The sequence below is a fragment of the Xanthomonas bromi genome, from assembly GCF_900092025.1.
In the GTDB taxonomy this organism is placed as follows: domain Bacteria; phylum Pseudomonadota; class Gammaproteobacteria; order Xanthomonadales; family Xanthomonadaceae; genus Xanthomonas; species Xanthomonas bromi.
The window spans coordinates 108,658-122,969 of record NZ_FLTX01000003.1; the positions used below are offsets into that span (position 1 = coordinate 108,658).

Sequence of the window (14,312 nt, forward strand, 5' to 3'; positions counted from 1 at the left end):
GTGATACGCGGTCCGCATGATCTATCTGCACGCCATCGACCCCATCGCTTTCTCGCTCGGCCCGGTGCAGGTGCACTGGTACGGCTTGATGTATCTGGCGGCGTTTTTCTCGGCCTGGGCGCTGGGCCGTTCGCGCATCGGGCGCGGCCGTCTGCCCGGCGTGGACATGGACGGTTTTTCCGACCTGCTGTTCTACGGCATGCTCGGCGTGGTGCTGGGCGGCCGCATCGGCTACATGCTGTTCTACGCGTTCGAGACCTTCCTGGCCAACCCGTTGATCCTGTTCAAGGTATGGGAAGGCGGCATGAGCTTCCACGGTGGCCTGCTTGGCGTGTTGATCGCCTGCTGGTTGTGGGCGCGCAAGCACCGGCTGCACTACTTCGATGTGATGGATTTTGTCGCGCCGCTGGTGCCGCTGGGTCTTGGCTTCGGGAGGCTCGGCAATTTTGTCGGCGGTGAATTGTGGGGCAAGTTCACCCAAGCCGGCTGGGGCGTGATCTTCCCGCACGCGCCGGAACTGGTCGACCAGTTGCCGGCGCAGATCCAGGCGCAGTACGCCGCCGGCGCACTGAATCAGTTCGCCCGTCACCCCTCGCAGCTCTACGAAGCTGCGCTGGAAGGTGTCGTGACGTTCGTGGTGTTGTGGACGTTTTCGATGAAACCGCGCGCCCGTTATGCGGTCTCGGGCCTGTTCGCGTTGCTGTATGGCGTGTTCCGCTTCATCGTCGAATTCGTGCGCGTGCCCGATGCGCCGATCGGCTATCTGGCCTTCAACTGGCTGACCATGGGGCAGATTCTGAGCCTGCCGTTGATTGCAGGTGGCCTGGTGCTGCTGGCGATGTCGCGCCGCGCACCAGTGTTGCAGCCGGTGCTGCCCGCGCCTGCTGGCGTGGGGGCTTCCAAGTGAAGCCGTATCTGGAGTTGTTGCAGCACGTGCTGGAGCACGGTGCGGAGAAGTCAGACCGCACCGGCACCGGCACACGCAGTGTGTTCGGCTGGCAGATGCGCTTCGACCTCAATGCCGGGTTTCCGCTGGTCACGACCAAGAAACTGCACCTGCGCTCGATCATCCACGAGTTGCTGTGGTTCCTGCAGGGCGACACCAATATCGGCTATCTCAAAGACAACCAGGTCCGCATCTGGGACGAGTGGGCCGACGATAACGGTGATCTCGGTCCGGTGTACGGCAAGCAGTGGCGGCGCTGGACCGGCCCGGATGGTGTCGAGATCGACCAGATGCAATGGCTGGTGGATGAAATCAAACGCAATCCGGATTCGCGCCGGCTGGTGATCAGCGCCTGGAATGTCGGCGAGCTGCCGCAGATGGCGTTGATGCCGTGCCACAGCCTGTTCCAGTTCTACGTGGTGAACGGCAAGCTCAGTTGCCAGCTATACCAACGCAGCGGCGACATCTTCCTGGGCGTGCCGTTCAATATCGCCAGCTATGCGCTGCTCACCCATATGGTGGCGCAGGCCACCGGGCTGGACGTGGGCGATTTCGTGCACACGCTGGGCGACGCGCACCTGTATGCGAATCACTTCGATCAAGCACGTGAGCAGCTGACACGCACACCGCGCGCGCTGCCGACCTTGCGTCTGAATCCCGAGGTCACCGACCTGTTCGCGTTCCGCTTCGACGACATCGCCATCGAAGGCTATGACCCGCATCCGGTGATCAAGGCGCCAGTGGCGGTATGAGTCGGGAGGAAAGTGTGGACCGGGCCGATGTTCCCGGATCCCGGCTCCAGATCATCCTGATCGTCGCTTTCGACCGCAACAACGCCATTGGTCGCGATAACGATCTGCCGTGGAAACTGCCGGATGATTTGAAGCGCTTCAAGGCGCTGACGCTGGGCAAGCCGATCCTGATGGGTCGCAAGACGGCGCAGTCCCTGGGGCGTGCATTGCCGGGGCGATTGAATCTGGTACTGACGCGATCGGGGCAGGTGCCGTTCGACGGCATGCAGGCGGTGGCATCGGTGGAACAGGCGATCGAACGCGCCGTGCATGATGGCGTGCAGGAGCTGTGCGTGATCGGTGGCGGGGAGGTGTACCGCCTGACCATGGAACGTGCCGATCTGCTGGCCGTGACCGAAGTGGACACGGCAGTGGATGGCGCCGACACGCATTTCCCGCCGATCGACCCGGCGGTGTGGTCGCCCGTGAAGCGCGAGTTGCATGCTGCCGATGACCGGCACGCCTCTGCGTTTTCGTTCGTGGATTACGCGCGCCGCTGAGCCGTGCGCCGGTGAATGCCTGCCGTCGCGATGACGACGGGCACGCCCTCAGTCCTGTGGTGTATCGGCTGGCGGCGTTGCCGGCGCGGCAGCGTTCCCCGCATTGCCGCGGTTGCCGCGCGAACGCGGGCGCCCCTGACGCTCGCGTGGACGCCGCGGTGCGCGTGCGGCCGGTGGCGGCCCGGTCACTTCGCGTCCGGGCACCTGCACCACGCGCAACTCGTCGGTATCCAACTGCAAGGCGGTGAGCTTGCCGCCCCAGACCGCGCCGGTATCGATTGCATGTACGCCCTGAGTGATCGTCAGGCCCAGCGCAGACCAATGCCCACAGACGATCTTCAGATCGCGCTCGACCCGTCCCGGGACTTCGAACCACGGATACAGGCCCTGCGCCTGCGTCCCCGGCGTGCCCTTGTCGTCGGTGGCGATGCGCCCGCGCGGGGTGCAATAACGCATGCGGGTGAACAGATTGATGATCGCGCGGCTGCGGTCGTAGCCGCTCAGTCCCGGCGACCAGCCCGGCTGATCGCCGTACATGTTGCGCAACAGCTTGCGGTAGCCGCCGCCTTGCAGTTGCTGCTCGACCTCGCGCGCATGCTTCTCGGCCATCTGCGTGGTCCACTTCGGGGCCAGCCCGGCGTGGATCATCATCCAGCCAAGCTCGCGGTCCACATGTGCCAGCTTCTGCATGCGTAGCCAGTCGAGCAGCGCGTCGCGGTCCTCGGCCAGCACGATGCGCAGCAGATCCGGGTTGACCTTGCGCTGTTCTTCCTCCGAACGCGCGCCGATCGCCAGCAGCGACAGATCGTGATTGCCTAGCACCACCACGCTGTGCGCGCGCAACGAATGCACCAGACGTAGCGTTTCCAGCGATTGCCCGCCGCGGTTGACCAGATCGCCGCAAAACCACAACGTGTCCTGCACAGGATCGAAATTGATTTTTTCCAGCAACCGCTGGGTGATGTCGTAGCATCCTTGCAGGTCGCCGATTGCCCAGACGCTCATTGCGCGCGCTCCCTCAGTCCAGCATCCATCAGTGCAGCGTCCTGGGTACGCTCAGCACGAAGGCGGCGATCGGCGCGGTGAATTCGGTGCCATCGTCGGCCACCATGTCGTAGTGGCCTTGCATGTGTCCGTGCTCGGTCTCCAGCAGCACGCCGGAGGTGTAGTGGAAGGCCTCGCCTGGGCGCAACCAGGGCTGTTCGCCGACCACTCCTTCGCCATCCACCTGCTCGGTGCGGCCGTTGGCATCGGTGATCTGCCAATGGCGCGCGATCAGGCGCGCAGGCACGGCGCCCGCATTCTGGATGCGAATGCTGTAGGCGAAGGCATAGCGGCCTTCGTCCGGGGTGGATTGATGGGTGAGGAAGCGGGGCGATACCTCGACCTCGACCCGGTAGCGCGGATCATCTTGCATGGCGAAAGTCTAAATAAAACACTGTGGGAGCGGCGCTCAAGCCAGCTCGACATTGGCCAGCCGGATGAAATCCGCGACCTCGAGTTGTTCGGCGCGTGCGTCCGGGCGTACCTGCGCAGCGTCGAAGTGGGCTGGTTCGCAAAGGGTGGACAAGGCGTTGCGCAAGGTCTTGCGGCGCTGCCCGAACCCGGCGCGCACCACATCGGCGAAGCGGCGGCGGTCCTTGATCATGACCGTGGCCGGATCGCGCGGCACCAGCCGCACCACTGCCGAATCCACCTTCGGCGGCGGCCGGAACGCGCCCGGCGGCACCACGAACAAGGCGGTGACCTCGCAGTACGCCTGCAGCATCACGCTCAGCCGTCCGTACACCTTGCTGCCGGGGCCGGAGGCCATGCGGTCGACCACTTCCTTTTGCAGCATGAAGTGCATGTCGGCCACGGCGGCGGCGTGGTCCAGCGCATGGAACAGGATCGGCGAGGAGATGTTGTAGGGCAGGTTACCGACCAGGCGGATCGGCGTGCCACCGGCCAGCGTAGTGAAATCCACGCTGAGCACGTCGCGGTGGATGATGCGCAGTTCGCCGATCGGCGCGGCGGCCTCGGTCAACGGTGCGATCAGGTCGCGGTCGAACTCGATAACAGTCAGCGCGCCATGTTTGCGCAACAGCGGGAAGGTGATCGCGCCCTGGCCCGGGCCGATCTCGACCAGATGCTGGCCGGCGCGCGGGTCCACCGCCTGCACGATGCGGTCGATGTAATACCGGTCGGCAAGAAAGTGCTGGCCAAGCGACTTCTTGGCCGGTGCGCTGAAAGAAGAATTCATCCGCGCAGTTTAACGGAGGTAGCGCCTGCACGCGGCGCCGTTTACGCGGGTAGTGGCCTGGGAAAGGCAGCGTGCACGATGCCGCACGCCCGCAACGGGCGTATACACGTGGTTTAGCGGCGTGCCGCCAATCGCGCGCACAACGCTGTGGCCGCCATCAGGCTGGAAGGATCTGCGATTCCGCGGCCGGCCAGTTCCAGCGCGGTGCCGTGATCCACCGCCACCCGCGGGTAGGGCAGGCCCAGGGTGATGTTCACCGCCTGCTCGAAGCCGCTGTACTTGAGCACCGGCAGGCCTTGATCGTGGTACATCGCCACTACCGCATCGAAACCGCTCAGTTTTTGCGGCAAAAACGCGGTGTCCGCCGGTAGCGGGCCGATGAGCTGCATGCCCTCGCCGCGCAGTTGCTCCAGTACCGGAATGACGAGATCCAGTTCCTCGCGGCCCAGGTGACCGTCTTCGCCGGCATGCGGGTTGAGTCCGAGCACGGCGATGCGCGGGAACTCCAGGCCGAAGTCACGCTGCATGCCTGCATGGGTGATGCGCAGGCACTGCAGCAGGGCAGCGGGGGTGATCGCATCGGCCACTGCCCGCAGCGGCAGGTGGGTTGTCACCAGCGCGACGCGCACGATGCTGTTGGCGAGCATCATCACCACCGGGCAGCCGGCCTGTTCGGCCAGCAGTTCGGTGGTACCGGTGTAGGGAATGCCGCCGGCGTTGATCACTGCCTTGTGAACCGGACCGGTGACGATTCCTTGGAGGCGGCCGGCGAGGCAATCGCCCGCGGCCTCGCGCAGGCCGGCAATCACCGCCGCTGCGTTGGCGGGGTCGGGCGTGCCAAAGCGTGTCGCCACGGTTTGGCGAATGGGATGCAGCGGCAAATCGCCAGGCGCGCGCGCCGGCTGGTCGGGATCGAGCAGGCGCACAGACAACGACAGCGCCTGTGCGGCGCTGTACAGGGTATCCGGGTCGGCGTAGGCGATCAGATGCGCGTCCGTGCGCACCCCCTGGGCGAGCCGGACGCAGAGCTCCGGCCCGATTCCGGCCGGCTCGCCTGGCACCAGCGCGAGCGACGGGACCATCATGCTATCCGGGTGCCCGGACTCAGCGGGTTGGCTTTGCCGGCGGGGGCGTAGGCGCTGCAGGGTCCGCCGACTTGACCGGAGCGGCAGTGGCCTTGTCATCGGCACGGTCGCCGGTGCGGTAGCTCACGTACGCTTCGCCACGCAGTTCCTGCAGATAGCGGTTGTACTCTTCTTCCAGCTTGCGGCGACCGATCGTTTCACGGATCTGCGCGCGCTGATTTTCTGCGCTGACGTCGGTCTGACGGCTGCCGACGCGCTGCACGATGTGCCAGCCCGCCTGGGTACGGAACGGCTCGGACACCGCACCGTCTGCCAAGCCTTCGACCTGCTTGCCGAAGTCCGGGCCGAACGCGTCGGCCGGGAACCAGCCCAGATCGCCGCCTTGGGCGCGGCTATTGGTGTCCTCGGAGGACTCCTTGGCCGTTGCCTGGAAATCGGCGCCACCGACGATGCGCGCGCGAATCGTATCGATCTTGGCCTTGGCCTGCGCCTCGGTCTGGTTGTCGCCGACCCGCACCAGGATGTGGCGTGCGTTGTACTCGGTGACCATCTTCTTGTCGCCGCCGGCATTGGCGTCGCGCATTTCCACCAGCTTGAGCAACTGGAAGCCGCTCGGTCCACGCAGCGGCCCGGCCACTTGGCCAGGCTTCATATCGCGGATCAACTGGGCGAACGCATTGGGAATTTCATCCAGGCTACGCCAGCCCAGATCGCCGCCTTCCAGTGCATTGGGGCTATCCGAATAACGCACCGCCGCTGCCGAAAAATCCAGCTCGCCCTTGTCGATCAAGGCCTTGACGCCATCGACCTTCTTCTGGCCCGTGGCGATCTGCTCGGCGGTCGCGCCTTCCGGCAAGCCAACCAGAATGTGCGCCAGGTGATACTGGCTACCGGTGGCGACCTGCTGGGCCAGCGCGGTATCCACTTCGCCTTCGCTCACGCTGATGCGGCTCTGCGCAAAGCTCTGGCGCAGGCGCTGCACGATGATTTCGTCGCGCACCGAAGCGCGGAAATCCGCGTAGCCCATGCCGTCGGCAGCCAGCTTCTGGCGCAAGCCATCCACGGTAGTGCCGTTCTGCTGGGCGATGCTGGCGATGGCGCGGTTGAGTTCCTCGTCGCTGACGCGGATGCCGCTGCCGTCGGCGCGGCCGACCTGCAACTTGACCAGCACCAAACGCTCAAGCACCTGGCGCTGCAGCACATCGTCCGGCGGCAGCTGACTTTCGCGGCCCGCGTACTGCGACTTGACGCTGCGGACGGCACGATCCAGCTCGCTCTGCAGCACAACGTCTTCGTCGACGATGGCAGCGATGCGATCCAGCGGCTGGGATTGCTGTGCCGAGGCCAACGGCGAGACCGTGCTGGTGATAGCCAGCAACGAGGCAAGAACAACAGAGAAAGGCTTGGTCATGGAATCAGGTTCGGATCGTAATCGTCCGGATTGGTCGTGGTGTTGCTGGGCGGGACCAAGTAGAGGTCGTCGCGGTAATAGCCGAGAATAGCACGGCGCAAAGTGCGGTCCGTGTTCTGACCGAACGAACTCAAGCCCTTGAGCACGAACTCGAACTGGATGGAGTTGTCCATCTCGCCGTCGCGGTTGCGCACGAAGCGCCGAACCAGCCCACGCACTGCGAGGCAGCAGCTATCCCATTGCACGCCACCGATGATTTCCAGGGGCTTGCGGTCCAGCAGCGAATAGTAATATCGGCCGACCGCGCTCCAGCTGGGGCTGATCGGGTACAGGAAGGAGAAATCGGCCTGCTTGAGCTGGTCGCTGTTGTCGATGAGGTTGCGACGATAGCGATACGCCAGGTTGATGATGCCGTCGTTGTTCAGCAGGTAGCGCGTGCGCAGGCTGGCCAGATCTTCCTTGCGCGAGTTCGGGTTCCACTGGTAAGTGGCACCCATCGACCAGCGGTCGTTGATCATGTAGTTGGCGTCGGCCACCCAGGCGGACTTGCCCTGGTCGATCTGCTGCTCGCTACCGGCAGCCGCAGTGTTGATGGTGACCAACGAGTCGCTGAAATACAGGATCTGCCCGGCACTAAGCGAGAGCTTCTCGCGGCCATCGTCCTGGCGCAGCCAGCGCGAGGTCACCGCCAGGGTCAACTGGTTGGCATCGTTCTGGCGGTCGGCACCGGTGTAGCGGGTGTCGCGGAACAGCTGCCCGTAGCTGAAGGTGAACGGACGGGTGTCGAAGACCGGCAGATCGTCCTGGTCGCGATACGGCACGTACAGGTAGTACATGCGCGGCTCCAACGTATTGAGATAGTTGGTGCCGAACAGAGATGTCTCGCGATCAAAATACAGGCCGGCGTCTACGGACGCGATCGGCAAGCTACGCGTGGGCGTGCGGTTGCCGGTCAGCGGTGCGGTATTGGCCAGCGTGGAATCCAACTGGTACGCGGTATAGCGCCATGCCACGGTAGGCGTCACAAACCACGCAGCACCCGACAGCGGCATCGAAATATATGGTTTGACGTCCAGGCGCGCGCCGCTGCCGTATTCCTTGTTGCGGATATTGGTGCGGACGTACTCGTCTTTATCGTCGCGGTTGTTTGTTTCGCCTGGAGCGCCGGGGCTCGGAGGCTGGACGAAGTAGGAGTCGTCATGGGTGAAACGCACGGCTTCGGCGTAGACGCCCGCCTCGAAAATGCCCAGCGGCTTTTCCCAGGTGAAATACGCGCGCGGCTGCCGGTTGTACGGAAGGGCTTTCTCGTCCAGCGTGTAGTCGGTGAGCTGCCAACGGTCGGCCATCAAGCCTGCGGTCCAGGTCTCGCCGGTGCCGTAGATGCCGACAGTGCTCTGCAAGGCTGAGGCCGAGCCCATGCCGTTCAGGCGGCTGGTGAAGTCCTCAACGTAGCGCGTGTCGCTGACCCACGAAACACTGCTGCGCGCCTGCCAGTATTTATTGACGTTGTGGAAGCCGCTATAGAAGACGCTGCCACGGTCCTTGTCGCGCAACTTGTCGTTGGGCAGGTAATTGCCGGTGATTTCGCCGCGACCGCCGTCGTACAGGTAACGGAACTCGGTACCGAACATGAAACCGCGCTTGCTCATGTAGCGCGGCAGCAAGGTGGCGTCGTAATTCGGTGCCAGATTCAGGTAGATCGGTTGCAGATAGTCGAAGCCATTGCGCCCGGATAGGCCGAATTGTGGAAACAGCAAGCCGGTCTGGCGGCGGTCGTCTATCGGGAACTTGAACCACGGGAAGTACAGCACCGGCACCTTGCCGATCTGCAACACCGCGTTACGCGCGGTGCCGAAACCCTCTTCGTTGTCGACGTCGATCTCGGGCGCGCGGACGCGCCAGATCGGCTGCGACGGGTCGCAGGTGGTGTACGTCGAACGGTGCATCTGCCCGACCTGACCCTGTAAGTCCACCGATTCGGCGGCGCCATTGCCGCGGCGCTCCACCAACTGGTACTGGATGTTGGTGACCTTGTGGGTGTCGGTGTCCTGATTGCCTTCGGCGCGGTCGGCGACCATGCGGAAGGAGGTGTCCTGGTAACGGACATTGCCCTCGGCGATGTAGTTGCCGGTTTCGGTGTCCATGCGCAGGTTGTCCGCGCCCAGGAACTGGTCGCCGCGCTTCAGCGCAACATTGCCCTGATATTGCGGGGTAGTGCTGGTGCCGGAGAGCTGGTCGCCCTGGATGTCGGTCGGCAACCGCTGGCGCATCTCGGCCGCCTTGGCGTCGGCGGCGGGGGCGCCGTCGAAGCCGGGTAGCGGGTCTACGGCCGGGCACAGTCCCCAGTTCAACGGCTTGTCGGCAGCCATGGCCGGAAGGCAGATGGCGATGCTCAAAGGCAGGGGCAGCAGGCGGAGAGCTCGGCGCACGCGGGGGGTCAACCAATAAAATGACGACTAGCTTGCCGCATACCCCGCATACGGGCAATGAAGAGTGTCGGCGTCGGGAGGGCGAGGTTCATCGCAATCAGCGGCGCGACTGTCGCCTCGGCCGGGATTCAGCGCAGCGCCGCCACGTGCGCCACACTGCTTTCGCGCAGCGCCTGCAAGTCGTAGCCGCCTTCCAGTATCGACACCACGCGGCCGCGCGCATGGCGGTCGGCCAGGGTGCGGAGCGCGCCGGTCAGCCAGGCGAAATCGTGGTCGTCGAGCATCAGATCGGCCAGCGGATCGCGCAGATGCGCATCGAAGCCGGCGGAGATCAGGATCAACTGCGGGCGGAAGGCATCGACCAGCGGCAGCATCTCGTCTTCCCAGACATTGCGGAAGCGCAAGCCGTCGCTGCCCGGCGGCAGCAGCAAGTTGTGGATGTTGCCGACGCCGCGCTCGTACACGCTGCCCGAGTGCGGATACAGCCCGGACTGGTGGGTGCTCAGGTACTGCACGGCCGGGTCGCGCTCGAAGATTGCCTGGGTGCCGTTGCCGTGGTGGACGTCGAAATCCACGATGGTGATGCGCTCCAGCCCATGCCGGTCGCGCGCGTGGGCGGCGGCCACGGCGATATTGTTGAACAGGCAGAACCCCATCGACACCTGCGCGGTGGCGTGGTGACCTGGCGGGCGCACTGCGCAGAAGGCGGTGCGGGTCTGGTCTTGCATCACTGCGTCCACTGCGGCGATGCCGGCGCCTGCGGCGCGCAAGGCGGCCGCGCGCGAGGCCGGTACCATGCGCGTGTCCACGTCCAGCTGGCGATAGCCGTCGAAGGCGGTTTCCAGCACCCCGTCCACCTGCTCGCGCCCATGCACGCGGCACAGGTCGCCCAGCTTGGCCAACGGCGCTTCGCGCCAGCCCAGATCCGGGAATGCGGCGCGCAGGGCCTCGACCACCGCTTCCAGGCGGGCGGGGCTTTCCGGGTGCTCAGGGCCGGCGTCGTGACCGAGGCAGGCAGGATGGGTAAAGACCAACATGGGGAAACTCTAGCCTCTCCGCCGACTCGGGCACCTGCTCAACTGCGCCGGCGGTCGTGCCGCCACAAGACTTCCTGCTGACCATCGGCACGCGCCAGCACGCGCGCCAACACGAACAGCAGGTCGGACAAGCGATTGAGATAGCCGATCGCCTCGCTGCGCACCGCTTCCTGGCGCGACAGCGCAACGGTCTCGCGCTCGGCCCGGCGCACGATGGTGCGGGCAAGATGACAGCGCGCGGCGGCTTCGCCACCGGCCGGCAGGATGAATTCCTTCAGCGCGGGCAGCGTGTCGTTGAAGGCATCCAGCTGGCGCTCCAGCGCCTCGATGTCGGCCGCGTCGATGGCGGCGTGGCCAGGGATGCATAACTCGCCGCCCAGGTCGAACAACTGGTGCTGCACGGTGGTCAGCAGTGCGGCGACCGGCTCCGGCACGCCGGGCGCGGCCAGCAGCACGCCGATGGCCGAATTCGCTTCGTCCACGGTGCCATAGGCATTGACGCGCAGCGCATCCTTGCCGGTCCGGCTGCCGTCGCCCAGGCCGGTGCTGCCGTCGTCGCCGGTGCGGGTATAGATACGAGAGAGTCGGTTGCCCATGGCCTTAGCCTGCGTGGGGCTGGTGGCGCGGTGCGGCCAGACGCTCGGCAGCCACCTGGATCGCCGCGGCGGCGGTCACGTAGAGCGCGGCGCTGCGCAGGTACGGACCCAGCCAGTCGGTGTAATTCTTGAACCAGCCGGCTACGGTGGGTTCGACCACGCTGGCGCCGATCCAGTAGAAGCTGCCCTGGGCGATCAGCTGGCACAGTGCCACGGCGATCAGCAGCGCCGGCAGCAGCCGGGCGAGCGCGCTCCACTGCGCGCCGTGGTAGTGCCGGCGCAGCCACACGCCACCGGCCCACAGCGCGAAGTACGCCGGGATCAGGCACCAGTACGCCGGCGATACGCAGTAGTGCTGCCAGAAGCTCAGGCTCTGCCGGGTGATCACCAGCCAGTCCACCGCCACGGCCAGCAGCATCAGCAATGGAAATGCCAGCCTGGTGCGCGCCGCCAGATGAAATCCACCGATGAAGAACACCGCCCAGGACGCATCCGGAATCGGCGCGAAGTGATTGATCCGCGTGGCCGCCATCAACACGGCAAGCAGGCTCAGAATCAGGGTGTCGTGCGAGCGAGAAGTCATGCGGAAAGGGGCCGGAGCACAGATCCGGGAGTGTAGCGTGGAAGCGGCGCTGCTCGCGGCTTCGGTCAGCCTGCAAGGGGCGCTTGGATCGCTACCGTGCGTAGGAATCGGGCAGGGCGCAGGCGACAGCGGGCGCGGCAAGATGTCCCGCCCCCCGGCGGCAACACGCATGGAGCGAAGGCTTATCATGGGGGAATGACACATCCCCATGACGTTCTGATCGTTGGCGGCGGCCTGGTCGGCTCCAGCCTGGCGATTGCGCTGGATCGCCTCGGCCTGGATGTCGGGCTGGTGGAGGCCACCCCGGCCGGCACCCCGCCGGCGGTGTTCGACCAACGCAACCTCAGTTTTGCTGCGGCCACCGTGAACGCGCTCGGCGCGCTCGGGGTGATGGCCAAGCTGCGCAGCCCGCCCGGGCCGATCCGGCGCATCCATGTCAGCCGCGCCGGCGACTTCGGTCGCGTGCAACTGGATGCAGCCGATTACGGCCGCGACGCCTTCGGCCAGGTGGTGGTGGCGCGCGACTTCGGCGATGCCTTGCAGGCGCGCCTGGACGAATTGACCCATCTGCGCCGCTATCGCCCTGCGCGGTGCATCGGCGTGGAACCGGTGCAGGACGGCCTGCGCGCGGTGCGCCTGACCACCGAGACTGGCGAACAGCGCGTGCACGCCAAACTGGTGGTCGGTGCCGACGGCAGCCACAGCGCGGTGCGCGAGTTGCTGCATATCGGCACCGACGCTCACGATTTCCTGCAGACCCTGTTCGTGGCGCGCGTGCGAGCGTCGCGACCGCCCGATGGCACGGCCTGGGAGCGTTTTGGCGAACATGGGCCAACCGCGCTGCTGCCACGCGGCGATCGCCATTACGGCGCGATCCATTGCGTGGCGCGCGTCGAAGCGGAGGTCGTGGCTGCGCTCGATGATGCTGGTTGGCTGGCCCGCCTGCAGCGTGCAGCCGGCTGGCGGGCCGGGCGCTTCATCGCCACCGGCGAGCGCAGTGCCTACCCGTTGGTGCAGGTGCTGGCCAACAGCCTGATCGCCGAGCGGGTGGTGCTGCTGGGCAATGCCGCGCAGGCGCTGCATCCGATCGGCGCGCAGGGCTTCAATCTGGGGTTGCGCGATGCGCTGACGCTGGCGGAATTGATCGAACACGATCGCAGCGATGCCGGTGCAGGCGCGTTGCTGGCGGAGTATCAGGCGCGGCGGCGGGTGGACCGCGAGCACACCATCGGGTTTTCCAGCGGTCTGGCCCGGCTCACCGGCAACCCGGCTCCATTGCTGCGGCCGTTGCGCAGCCTCGGCTTGTTCGCAACCTCACAGGCAGCGCCGCTGCAATCGATGCTGGTCGGCGGTGCCATGGGCTTCCGTGGCAATGTGCCGCAGCTCTGCCGGGGCAGCGCATGAGCCGGCGTAGCACGCGTGACGCCGTGATCGTCGGCGGTGGCGTTGTCGGCGCCGCCTGTGCGCTGGCGTTGACCGATGCCGGCCTGAGCGTTGCCCTGGTCGAGGGACGCGAGCCCGCACGGTGGCGCGCCGATCAACCTGACCTACGCGTCTATGCGTTCGCTGCCGATAACGCTGCGTTGCTGGACAGCCTGGGCGTGTGGAACGCGGTGCGCAGCGCGCGCGTGCAGCCCTACCGGCGCATGCGGGTCTGGGATGCCGGCGGCGGTGGCGAGCTTGGCTTCGATGCCGACACGCTGGGACGCGAGCAACTCGGCTGGATCATCGAAAACGACGTGCTGGTCGACCGCCTGTGGGCGGCGGTGCATGCGTCCGGCATCGAAGTGCATTGCCCCGCCCGCGTGGTCGAACTGGAGCAGGATGCCAACAGCGTGCGCCTGCGCCTGGACGATGGCAGCCGGCTGGAAGCCGCAATGGCGCTTGCCGCCGATGGCGCGGCGTCCACCCTGCGCGAACTCGCCGGCGTGCCGGTCTCGCGGCACGCCTATGCGCAACGCGGTGTGGTCGCCTTCGTGGAAACTGAGCTGCCGCATCAGGCCACCGCCTGGCAGCGCTTCCTCACCACCGGTCCGTTGGCCTTCCTGCCGTTCGCCGATGGCCGCAGTTCGATCGTGTGGACGTTGCCGGACGTCGAGGCCGAGCGGGTGCTGTTGCTGGACGATGCGGATTTTTCGCGCGAGTTGACCCAGGCCTTCGCCGCCCGCCTGGGCGAAGTGCGCGTGGTGTCGGCGCGCACTGCCTTCCCGCTGCAGCGGCAGTTGGTGCAGCAGTACGTCAGCGACCGTGTGCTGACCCTGGGCGACGCCGCGCATGTGGTGCATCCGTTGGCCGGGCAAGGCGTCAACCTGGGCCTGCGCGATGTGGCCGCGTTGCGTCAGACCGTGCGCGAGGCGATCGCCAAGCGTGCGGATTGGGCCGCGCCCCCTCGCCTGCAGCGTTGGGCGCGCACCCGACGCAGCGAGAACACCGTCGCCGCCTATGGCTTCGACGCGATCAACACGGTGTTTTCGAATGACGAAATGCACCTGACCTTGTTGCGCGGATCGGTGCTTGGCTTGGCCGGCAAGTTGCCGCCGCTGGTCGATGTGCTGTGGAAGCGCGCCTCCGGCGGCGCGTGATCCAGGCACGAGAGCGGCCTAAACCCGCGTCGGCGGCTGTCAGTGATGTCCTGATATGCCTTTATTGTTATAGTTAAGGCCTCAGTTTCCATACGACGGGCGTGGCCGGT

The 14,312-nt window shown here is 65.9% G+C and carries 14 protein-coding genes; 5 read left to right on the forward strand and 9 right to left on the reverse strand.

All coding sequences use genetic code 11. From position 1 onward, the window contains the following. Window positions 1–16: 16 nt before the first annotated feature. From lgt to XBLMG947_RS00880, 3 genes are read left to right on the forward strand one after another with little or no spacing between them, the layout of a single operon-like run. A complete protein-coding gene (gene lgt, locus XBLMG947_RS00870; RefSeq protein ID WP_065465966.1) occupies window positions 17–907 on the forward strand; it encodes a prolipoprotein diacylglyceryl transferase in 891 nt (296 codons plus the stop codon). Continuing rightward, entirely contained in the window at window positions 904–1,698 is a 795-nt protein-coding gene (locus XBLMG947_RS00875) for a thymidylate synthase (protein ID WP_065465967.1), read from the forward strand. Before lgt ends, XBLMG947_RS00875 begins: the two co-directional genes overlap by 4 nt. Beyond that, the gene (locus XBLMG947_RS00880; RefSeq protein WP_065465968.1) at window positions 1,695–2,237 is read left to right on the forward strand and encodes a dihydrofolate reductase; all 543 of its coding nucleotides are present in this window, start codon (window positions 1,695–1,697) and stop codon (window positions 2,235–2,237) included. Before XBLMG947_RS00875 ends, XBLMG947_RS00880 begins: the two co-directional genes overlap by 4 nt. Window positions 2,238–2,285: 48 nt before the next feature. On the opposite strand, the gene XBLMG947_RS00885 is transcribed toward XBLMG947_RS00880, so the two are convergent. The 9 genes from XBLMG947_RS00885 to XBLMG947_RS00925 form a co-directional block, all read right to left on the reverse strand. Then, the gene (locus XBLMG947_RS00885) at window positions 2,286–3,242 is read right to left on the reverse strand and encodes a symmetrical bis(5'-nucleosyl)-tetraphosphatase (RefSeq protein WP_065465969.1); all 957 of its coding nucleotides are present in this window, start codon (window positions 3,240–3,242) and stop codon (window positions 2,286–2,288) included. 28 nt (window positions 3,243–3,270) lie between these two features. Then, on the reverse strand, window positions 3,271–3,654 hold the full coding sequence (gene apaG, locus XBLMG947_RS00890; protein ID WP_065465970.1) for a Co2+/Mg2+ efflux protein ApaG: 384 nt from the start codon (window positions 3,652–3,654) through the stop codon (window positions 3,271–3,273). 36 nt (window positions 3,655–3,690) lie between these two features. Next, window positions 3,691–4,479 carry a 16S rRNA (adenine(1518)-N(6)/adenine(1519)-N(6))-dimethyltransferase RsmA gene (rsmA, locus tag XBLMG947_RS00895; protein ID WP_065465971.1) on the reverse strand — a complete coding sequence of 263 codons (789 nt, stop codon included), beginning with the start codon at window positions 4,477–4,479 and terminating at the stop codon, window positions 3,691–3,693. 113 nt (window positions 4,480–4,592) lie between these two features. Then, window positions 4,593–5,564 (reverse strand): 4-hydroxythreonine-4-phosphate dehydrogenase PdxA, encoded by a 972-nt coding sequence (gene pdxA / locus XBLMG947_RS00900; RefSeq protein WP_065465972.1) that lies wholly within the window; start codon window positions 5,562–5,564, stop codon window positions 4,593–4,595. 19 nt (window positions 5,565–5,583) lie between these two features. Next, window positions 5,584–6,975, reverse strand: a complete 1,392-nt coding sequence (locus tag XBLMG947_RS00905; RefSeq protein WP_065465973.1) for a peptidylprolyl isomerase — start codon at window positions 6,973–6,975, stop codon at window positions 5,584–5,586. After that, window positions 6,972–9,404 carry an LPS-assembly protein LptD gene (gene lptD, locus XBLMG947_RS00910; protein WP_083992777.1) on the reverse strand — a complete coding sequence of 811 codons (2,433 nt, stop codon included), beginning with the start codon at window positions 9,402–9,404 and terminating at the stop codon, window positions 6,972–6,974. The genes XBLMG947_RS00905 and lptD overlap by 4 nt, the downstream gene beginning before the upstream one ends. A 128-nt stretch (window positions 9,405–9,532) precedes the next feature. Further along, window positions 9,533–10,441, reverse strand: coding sequence for a histone deacetylase family protein (locus XBLMG947_RS00915; RefSeq protein ID WP_065465975.1), 909 nt, complete (start codon window positions 10,439–10,441; stop codon window positions 9,533–9,535). A 38-nt stretch (window positions 10,442–10,479) separates the two neighbouring features. After that, window positions 10,480–11,037, reverse strand: a complete 558-nt coding sequence (locus XBLMG947_RS00920) for a cob(I)yrinic acid a,c-diamide adenosyltransferase (RefSeq protein WP_065465976.1) — start codon at window positions 11,035–11,037, stop codon at window positions 10,480–10,482. Window positions 11,038–11,041: 4 nt separating this feature from the next. Further along, on the reverse strand, window positions 11,042–11,620 hold the full coding sequence (locus XBLMG947_RS00925; RefSeq protein WP_065465977.1) for a hypothetical protein: 579 nt from the start codon (window positions 11,618–11,620) through the stop codon (window positions 11,042–11,044). 195 nt (window positions 11,621–11,815) lie between these two features. Here XBLMG947_RS00925 and ubiH point away from each other — a divergent pair, with 195 nt between their 5' ends. Together ubiH and XBLMG947_RS00940 are read left to right on the forward strand one after the other, a co-directional pair. Further along, complete coding sequence (ubiH, locus tag XBLMG947_RS00935; protein ID WP_065465979.1) at window positions 11,816–13,024, forward strand: 2-octaprenyl-6-methoxyphenyl hydroxylase; 1,209 nt, start codon at window positions 11,816–11,818, stop codon at window positions 13,022–13,024. Further along, window positions 13,021–14,202, forward strand: a complete 1,182-nt coding sequence (locus XBLMG947_RS00940) for a UbiH/UbiF family hydroxylase (protein WP_065465980.1) — start codon at window positions 13,021–13,023, stop codon at window positions 14,200–14,202. Before ubiH ends, XBLMG947_RS00940 begins: the two co-directional genes overlap by 4 nt. Window positions 14,203–14,312 lie beyond the last annotated feature (110 nt).

Excerpts from the sequence above, each read along its gene's own strand:
- lgt (WP_065465966.1), top strand. The coding sequence starts at position 17 with ATGATCTATCTGCACGCCATCGACCCCATCGCTTTCTCGCTCGGCCCG.
- XBLMG947_RS00880 (WP_065465968.1), top strand. The coding sequence starts at position 1,695 with ATGAGTCGGGAGGAAAGTGTGGACCGGGCCGATGTTCCCGGATCCCGG.
- XBLMG947_RS00885 (WP_065465969.1), bottom strand. The coding sequence starts at position 3,242 with ATGAGCGTCTGGGCAATCGGCGACCTGCAAGGATGCTACGACATCACC.
- apaG (WP_065465970.1), bottom strand. The coding sequence starts at position 3,654 with ATGCAAGATGATCCGCGCTACCGGGTCGAGGTCGAGGTATCGCCCCGC.
- rsmA (WP_065465971.1), bottom strand. The coding sequence starts at position 4,479 with ATGAATTCTTCTTTCAGCGCACCGGCCAAGAAGTCGCTTGGCCAGCAC.
- pdxA (WP_065465972.1), bottom strand. The coding sequence starts at position 5,564 with ATGATGGTCCCGTCGCTCGCGCTGGTGCCAGGCGAGCCGGCCGGAATC.
- XBLMG947_RS00905 (WP_065465973.1), bottom strand. The coding sequence starts at position 6,975 with ATGACCAAGCCTTTCTCTGTTGTTCTTGCCTCGTTGCTGGCTATCACC.
- XBLMG947_RS00915 (WP_065465975.1), bottom strand. The coding sequence starts at position 10,441 with ATGTTGGTCTTTACCCATCCTGCCTGCCTCGGTCACGACGCCGGCCCT.
- XBLMG947_RS00920 (WP_065465976.1), bottom strand. The coding sequence starts at position 11,037 with ATGGGCAACCGACTCTCTCGTATCTATACCCGCACCGGCGACGACGGC.
- XBLMG947_RS00925 (WP_065465977.1), bottom strand. The coding sequence starts at position 11,620 with ATGACTTCTCGCTCGCACGACACCCTGATTCTGAGCCTGCTTGCCGTG.
- ubiH (WP_065465979.1), top strand. The coding sequence starts at position 11,816 with ATGACACATCCCCATGACGTTCTGATCGTTGGCGGCGGCCTGGTCGGC.
- XBLMG947_RS00940 (WP_065465980.1), top strand. The coding sequence starts at position 13,021 with ATGAGCCGGCGTAGCACGCGTGACGCCGTGATCGTCGGCGGTGGCGTT.